Below are 7,677 nucleotides of genomic sequence, written 5' to 3'. Positions count from 1 at the left end.
ACCCGGAGTGACGGCCAGTTCCTCCCGGATGGTGACGGTCTCTCCCGCGTCTTCGATGTAGACCGCCAGCGCTTCGTTGAGCAGGTGGCGGAATTCGGCGGCGGCCCGCAGCACCTCGCGCAGCGTGCGTTTGTGCGCGAGTAACACATTGACTACGCCGGTGCCGAACTTCTGCCGGGTCTCCGCCATCTGCAGCGCGAACGTGGGGCACGAGGCCTTGTCGGCCGTGAGTTCGAGCAGCCAGCAGCACGCGGCGGCCGGGACGCGATCATCGGGATTCGCGAGTGCTGCGGGATCGATCCCCGCCTGCTGGACGAGTTCGACCGGATTCAGTCCGAGCCGCCGTGTCACATCGAAATAGCCGCTCATCGCTACCGAGCGCAACATCGTTTCCATCGCATTGTCTCCGCAGCTCCCATACGGGGAGCGTCTCGCCTTCCGGCGTCAGATGCCTGCGGCAACGAATACCGGTGTTTACGCGCAGTGGCATCGGCCGCTAAAAGGATGGCGCTTGATCATAAAAGTGTAATGCGCGATGGTCGTATTGTGCGAGCAGGATGTGAGTTTCGCTTGGGAATATTTTCAGGCGCTTGACGCGTGAACCGGCGGTGGGGGACTGCCACCGGCAAGACCGTTTCAACGAGGCGGGATGACGAGGTGGATGCCTGCCGACGCGCCGCGAAGGGCGACGCGATATCCAGAATCGGCCATCGACTGCTGCGCAGCAAGACGGCGGCCCATCAGATAAACACGAGATAGACACGAAGGAGACAAATGATGCTCATGCAGCACGTTGAGCCCACCACGGGAGAAGTTCCAGCAACACGAGCCGATGTACGCCCGTATGCCTGGGTCGTATTCGCCTTGACGGTCGGCTTGCTGCTTTCCGACTACATGTCGCGGCAGGTGTTGAATGCGGTGTTTCCGCTGCTCAAGGCGGCTTGGGGTCTCTCCGACACGCGGTTGGGTTCGCTCAGCAGTGTGGTCGCCCTGATGGTCGGCTTGCTCACGTTCCCGCTGTCGGTGCTGGCTGACCGCTGGGGTCGCGTGAAAAGCATCGTGCTGATGGCGGCGATGTGGAGTCTCGCGACGCTAGGCTGCGCGATCGCGACGAACTACGGCGAAATGCTGCTAGCGCGTGCCTTCGTCGGCATCGGCGAAGCCGCTTACGGCAGCGTGGGTATCGCGGTTGTCCTGAGCATCTTTCCGGTGCGACTGCGCGCCACGCTCACCGGCACCTTCATGGCGGGCGGCGCGTTTGGCTCGGTGCTGGGCATGGCGCTCGGCGGCGCGGTCGCCGCGCAGCTGGGCTGGCGTCCCGCATTCGGCGCGATGGCGGCCGTGGGAATCGTGCTCGTCGTGATCTATTGGTTCGTCGTCACCGAAAAGCGTCTTGCGCCGCTTCAGGTGGCAAGCATGGGCAATCAGGGGCTCGGTGTGCGCATGAGTTTTCGCGCGCTGATGAAGGGGCTGTTTTCGACGAAGTCCGTCGTATGCGCCTACGTCGGCAGCGGCGTTCATCTGCTGGTGCCTGCTGCGCTGTGGGCGTGGATGCCAAGCTTCCTGAACCGCTACTACGGGATGGCGACCGGCAAGGCTGCCATGGGCGCCGCCGTGTTCGTGCTGGTGACGGGCCTTGGCATGGTGGTGTGCGGCAATCTGGCCGACCGGCTCGGCAAGCATTCACGGGAAAGAAAGTGGGGCACCGCAATCGCGATCTGCCTCGCGAGTTTCTCGCTGCTCGCGATCGGTATTTACCTGCCGGCGGGTCCGCTGCAACTCGTGCTGATCGGCGCGGGCATGTTCTGCAGCGCCGGCGCGAGCGGTCCCTCGGGCGCCATGGTGGCGAACCTCACGCCGCCGTCCATTCATTCGTCCGCGTTCGCCACGCTGACGCTAGCGAACAATCTGCTGGGCCTCGCGCCTGCCGCGATTCTGACGGGCATCGTCGCCGACCGGATCGGCCTGCTCGGCGCGTTGCAACTGGTTCCGTTCGCGTCGCTGATCGCCGCGGTCGCGTTTTTTATCGGCAAGCGCAACTACGCCGTCGATCTGGACCGGCTGGACGCACTGCGCGACCGGGCCGGCCGCTAAGCGATTACGCGCTGCTTTTCAACGATAGGGGTCTGGCCGACGGGGCTTCGCGCCGGCGGCTAGTTGACCCGCCCTACACGCCGATCTGGAAGAACCGCGGCAAGCCTGCGGTGACGGATTGCGCGCGTGGTCATCGCCAATCGGAAGGTGTCGCAATGCGCGGCGCGAGGCCGTACCGACGGACCCCACCGCGCGAGGCCACACGAATATTCAGGAGAACAAGGATGCAAGGTTTGATGATGCAGCAACCACTACTGGTGGCATCGCTGCTCGTACACGCCGATCGTCATCACGGCGATCAGGAAATCGTCTCGCGACGCGTAGAAGGAGACATTCACCGCTACCGCTATCGGGATCTTGCGCAACGCGCCCGCCGCATGGCCAATGCCCTCGCGGCGCTCGGCATCGAGCCCGGCGAGCGCGTCGGGACGCTGGCGTGGAATGGCTACCGGCACATGGAGCTGTACTTCGCGGTGTCGGGGTCCGGCTCGGTGTTGCATACGCTCAATCCCCGGCTGCACGTCGACCAGCTCGCCTACATCATCGAGCACGCGGAAGACCGCGTGGTGTTTTTCGATCTGACTTTTCTGCCCTTGATCGAGAGCATCGCGTCTCGCGTCAAAAGCCCGAAGGTCTTCGTGGCGATGACCGATCGTGAGCACATGCAGCAGACGTGTAGCGAGTCGAGCATGCTGATGTGCTACGAGGACCTGATCGATCTCCAGAGCGACGAGTTCGACTGGCCGCTGCTCGATGAGAACAGTGCGTCGTCGCTTTGCTACACCTCCGGCACCACCGGTAATCCGAAGGGCGTGCTCTACAGCCATCGCTCGACATTGCTGCACACGTATGCCGCGGCGCTGCCCGACTCGCTGAACTGTTCCGCACGGGACGTAATCCTTCCCGTGGTCCCGATGTTCCATGTGAATGCATGGGGCCTGCCTTACATCGCCTGCATGGTCGGCGCGAAGCTGGTGTTTCCGGGGCCGGCGCTCGACGGCCAGTCGCTCTACGAACTGATCGAGACGGAACAGGTCACGCTGTCGGCCGGCGTGCCGACGGTCTGGCAGGGACTGCTCTCCCATGTCGCCGAACGCAACGGCGCTTTCTCGTCGATGCGCCGTACGATCATCGGCGGCGCGCCGTGTCCGACGGCGATGACGATGGAGTTCCAGGAGCGCTATCACGTCGACGTGCTACACGCGTGGGGCATGACGGAATTGAGCCCGGTCGGCACGGTATGCAGCTTCAAGGCGCATCAGCGCGCGCTGTCCGGCAATGACCGCTACGCGGTTCAGGCGAGGCAGGGCCGCTCCGTGTTCGGCATCGACATGAAGATCGTCGACCCGCAGGGCGACGAATTGCCATGGGACGGCAAGGCGGCCGGCGACCTGCTGGTGCGCGGTCAGTGGGTGACGCGGCAGTACTTTCGCGGCGACGACGTGTCGCCGCTGCGTGACGGCTGGTTTCCGACCGGCGACGTGGCGAAGATCGATGCCGACGGCTTCATGCAGATCACGGATCGCAGCAAGGACGTCATCAAGTCCGGCGGCGAATGGATCAGCTCGGCCGACATCGAAAACGTCGCGTGCCTGCATCCGCAAGTAACGATGGCGGTCTGCATCGCCGCGCGTCATCCGAAGTGGGACGAACGGCCGCTGCTGCTGGTCGTTAGACAGCCTGGCGGCACGCTCACCGCAGGCGAATTGCTCGCGTTCCTCGACGGCAAGATTGCGAAGTGGTGGAAGCCGGACGCCGTAATTTTCGTCGAGTCGGTTCCGCTCGGCGCGACAGGCAAGGTGCTCAAGCACCAGTTGCGCGAGCAGTACGGGAACTACTACGTGTAAGGATCACGCGCCTACCTGAATGCAGCGCGGATGAATTCAAACCATAAACCCAAAAAACCAAAGGAGACAGAATGAAATCGAAGTTGAAGTTGAGCAGCGCTGCGGCGCTGCTGATGTTCGTCAGCGCCGCCCAGGCCCAATCGACGGTTACGCTCTATGGTGTGCTTGATACCGGATTGCTGTATCAGAGCACCTCGGCGGCGACGTTCCAGCCCACCGCCCGCAACCTGGGGCACGTCTATCAGCTCAAGGACGGCGGCATCTATTCCAGCTTCTGGGGCATGAAGGGAAGCGAGGATATCGGCGGCGGCTACAAGATCAATTTCAAGCTGCAGAGCTCGTTCAATACGACGACCGGCAAGGCCGGTCTGTCCGACACCCCCGGCGCGGTCGCGATCTTCAACCAGTTCGCGACGATTGGCGCATCGGGCCCATTCGGCACATTCGACGCCGGTCGGCAGATCATCCCGATGATCTACGCGATGTCGGAAACCGATGTCCGCGGCGCGCAGTACTTCGGCAGTATTCTGACTGCGTGGCTCGGCGTCAATCAGGCGGCCGGGTGGCCCGGCACCAGCACGAATGCCCCGATCGGCGCGCTGTACGACAGCAATGCACTGGTGTACAACTCGCCGAAATTCTATGGCGCGTCGCTCGCGCTCGAATATGCGCCGGGCGGCGTGGCCGGTCACTTTCAGGGCGGCACGCGCGAGTCGGCGGTGCTCAAGTACTCGAACTATGGTTTGAATCTCGCGGCCGTGTATTACAACGGACACGACACGAATCCCTATCCGCTGAACTATCCGGCAGCGCCTGCCGTGCCCGCGACGGGCCAGGCCAACAACCGTTTCTACTATTTCGGCGCGATGTACACGATCGCTGGATTCTCGTTATCCGGCTCGTACGGCGTGGGCAAGAACCCGGCGCACAGCGATACTGCGGACTTCGAAATGATTTCGGCCGGTCTCGGCTATCAGTTCAATACGCGCTTCAAAATCACTTCCGGCTTCTACTACCTGAAGGACCGGAATCATTCGGACAATCACTCGAGCGAAATCGCGGTGGGTGCGGAATACAACCTGTCCCAGCGGACTCGTGCGTATGCGCAGGTGGGCTACGTCGACAACAAGGGGACCATGAACCAGACGATCATCTATGGGGTTCCGGTTGCGCCGGGCGTCTCGACCACGGCGGCCATGATCGGCATTCGCCATACCTTCTGATTCCGCTATCCACAACCGGAGTATTCAATGAAGAGCATTCAGACTTTCAAGCTGGCTGTTGGACTCGTCGTCGTGGCGGCGTGCATGAGTGCATGGGCCCAGACCAGCGCACCGCTCGGCGCGTCGGTGACGGCGGCATCGGGGTCGGCAACCGTGCCCGCAGGACGGAAGGCGAATCGCGCGCTGCGTCGGCAGGTTTATAACGCGATCGCGAAGCAGAAGGACATCAGCGCCGGCAACATTAGCGTGGTCGCCAAAGACGGCGCGGTGACGCTGAGTGGCACGGTCGAGGACGTGTCCCAGGTGGGCAGAGTCGCGGAGATCGCGAGGGGTGTTCCCGGAGTCACTTCGGTCACCAACAAGTTGACCGTGGAGAAGCCGTTTGGCGGTATGTAAGCTGCTGTAGCCGGCGCGGAGCGCACGGGGGACGAGTCGACCTCACTGTCTGTGTCGAGATCCGTTCGGGCTTTCGCTGGAGCGAAAGCCCGACGTTGAATCAGAAGAACTTCGAGTCCCGCTACATGGGTGGCTCACGGTTCGCGCCGGCGCTGTTTTCGGAGACACCGCCGTGCATGGCGGCTACATGTGCCGTGCACATGTGTTGCGGTTCCGTGGCCATACTTTCGCCGAAGACCACATGGCTTGTTGGATCCCCGGCTGCCCTGGCCTGTTCTTGCAGATTTCCCGCTACGAACACTGCAAGTTAAAAAAGCTGTTCATCCTTTCGGGTTCCTACCGAACTTCCCAAATGGAAGTGCCGAGTGTCACTAGAAGTCGTTCTCGTGACACGCGGCACTTTTTCGTTCTAATTGTGTATACGGGAATCGTCTTCGATGCCCGCCTGGTCACTCACATATTCGGATAGTTCGGCCCGCCACCCCCTTCCGGCGTGACCCACACGATATTCTGCGTCGGGTCCTTGATGTCGCAGGTCTTGCAGTGCACGCAGTTCTGCGCATTGATCACGAGCCGCTCGCTGCCGTCGTCGTTCCTGACGAACTCGTACACCGCCGCGGGGCAATAGCGCGACTCCGGACCGGCATAGGTCTGCCAGTTCACATTCACCGGCACCGACGGATCTTTCAGCGTCAGGTGCGCCGGCTGGTTCTCCTCGTGATTCGTGTTCGAGATGAACACCGAAGACAAACGGTCGAACGTGAGCTTGCCGTCCGGCTTCGGATACGTGATCGGGGTGCACTGCGAAGCGGGCTTGAGCATCTCGTGATCGGAATGCTGGTGATGCAGCGTCCACGGCACGTTGCCGCCCAGCAGCTTCTGCTCGATGCCGACCATCAGCGTGCCGAGGTAGAGGCCCTTGCTCATCCACTGCTTGAAATTACGCGCGCGGTACAGCTCGGTATGCAGCCACGACGTCTTGAAGCTCTCCGGATAGGCCGTGAGTTCGTCGCTGGTGCGACCCGCCTGCACGGCATCGAACGCGGCCTCGGCGGCCAGCATGCCGGTCTTGATCGCCGCATGCGAGCCCTTGATCCGCGATGCATTCAGGAAGCCCGCGTCGTCGCCGACCAGCGCGCCACCGGGGAACACCAGCTTCGGCAGCGACATCAGGCCACCGGCGGTAATCGCCCGCGCGCCGTACGAGACGCGCTTGCCGCCTTCGAGCACCGCGCGGATTGCCGGATGCGTCTTGTAGCGCTGGAATTCCTCGAACGGCGACAGATACGGATTCGAGTAGCCGAGTCCGACCACGAAGCCGACCACCACCTGGTTGTTATCCATGTGATAGAGGAACGAGCCGCCGTACGTATCGTTCTGCAGCGGCCAGCCGGCCGTGTGCATCACCAGACCGGGCTTGTGCCTGGCCGGATCGATTTCCCACAGCTCCTTGATGCCGATGCCGTAGACCTGCGGATCGACGCCGTCGCGCAACTTGAATTTGTCGTTCAGCTGACGGCCGAGATGGCCGCGCGCGCCTTCGCAGAACAGCGTGTACTTCGCGTGCAGCTCCATGCCGAGCTGGAAGTTTTCTGTCGGCTCGCCGTCCTTGCCGATGCCGAGGTTGCCGGTGGCCACGCCTTTGACGGAACCATCGTCGTTGTACAGCACCTCGGCAGCCGGAAAGCCCGGGAAGATTTCGACGCCGAGCGCTTCGGCCTGCTGGCCGAGCCAGCGCGTGACGTTCGCGAGGCTGATCACATAGTTGCCGTGATTCTTGAAGTTATCCGGCAGCGCCCAGGTCGGCACGCTCTTCGAGCCGGTTTCGGTCAGGAAGAGGAATTTGTCCTCGGTCACGTCCACCGTCAGCGGCGCACCTTTTTCTTTCCAGTCCGGAATCAGTTCGGTGATCGCGCGCGGGTCCATCACCGCGCCCGACAGGATATGCGCCCCGATCTCCGAGCCCTTTTCCAGTACGCACACGCCCAGCTCGACGCCTTTTTCAGCCGCCAGCTGTTTCAGGCGGATCGCCGCGGACAGGCCAGCCGGGCCGCCGCCGACGATCACGACGTCGTATTCCATCGACTCGCGTGGGCCGTACTGCTCAATGAGACTTG

General features: G+C 62.6%; 6 protein-coding genes. 4 read left to right on the top strand and 2 right to left on the bottom strand.

The genetic code is table 11. The features are described 5' to 3' along the window. The coding region (locus tag CIC12_RS26075) for an AraC family transcriptional regulator ligand-binding domain-containing protein (RefSeq protein ID WP_168668353.1) at positions 1–396 on the bottom strand (396 nt) is incomplete at its 3' end. 381 nt (positions 397–777) lie between these two features. On the opposite strand from CIC12_RS26075, the gene CIC12_RS26070 reads away from it, so the two are divergent. From CIC12_RS26070 to CIC12_RS26055, 4 genes are all read left to right on the top strand, one after another. Then, positions 778–2,094 (top strand): MFS transporter, encoded by a 1,317-nt coding sequence (locus CIC12_RS26070; RefSeq protein ID WP_168668355.1) that lies wholly within the window; start codon positions 778–780, stop codon positions 2,092–2,094. 224 nt (positions 2,095–2,318) lie between these two features. After that, the gene (locus CIC12_RS26065) at positions 2,319–3,941 is read left to right on the top strand and encodes a 3-(methylthio)propionyl-CoA ligase (RefSeq protein WP_168668351.1); all 1,623 of its coding nucleotides are present in this window, start codon (positions 2,319–2,321) and stop codon (positions 3,939–3,941) included. A 71-nt stretch (positions 3,942–4,012) separates the two neighbouring features. Further along, positions 4,013–5,164: a porin gene (locus CIC12_RS26060; RefSeq protein WP_168668349.1), complete on the top strand. Its 1,152-nt coding sequence runs from the start codon at positions 4,013–4,015 to the stop codon at positions 5,162–5,164. Positions 5,165–5,191: 27 nt separating this feature from the next. Then, on the top strand, positions 5,192–5,560 hold the full coding sequence (locus tag CIC12_RS26055; protein ID WP_168668347.1) for a BON domain-containing protein: 369 nt from the start codon (positions 5,192–5,194) through the stop codon (positions 5,558–5,560). A 453-nt stretch (positions 5,561–6,013) separates the two neighbouring features. Here CIC12_RS26055 and CIC12_RS26050 read toward each other — a convergent pair. Then, on the bottom strand, positions 6,014–7,677 hold a 1,664-nt coding region (locus tag CIC12_RS26050; RefSeq protein WP_194248384.1), incomplete at its 5' end, for an electron transfer flavoprotein-ubiquinone oxidoreductase.

Origin of the sequence: Paraburkholderia sp. SG-MS1 (assembly GCF_012275575.1) — a bacterium.
Taxonomy (GTDB): domain Bacteria; phylum Pseudomonadota; class Gammaproteobacteria; order Burkholderiales; family Burkholderiaceae; genus Paraburkholderia.
Note: the sequence above shows the minus strand (reverse complement) of the source record. Positions and strands in the feature narration are given on the sequence as shown.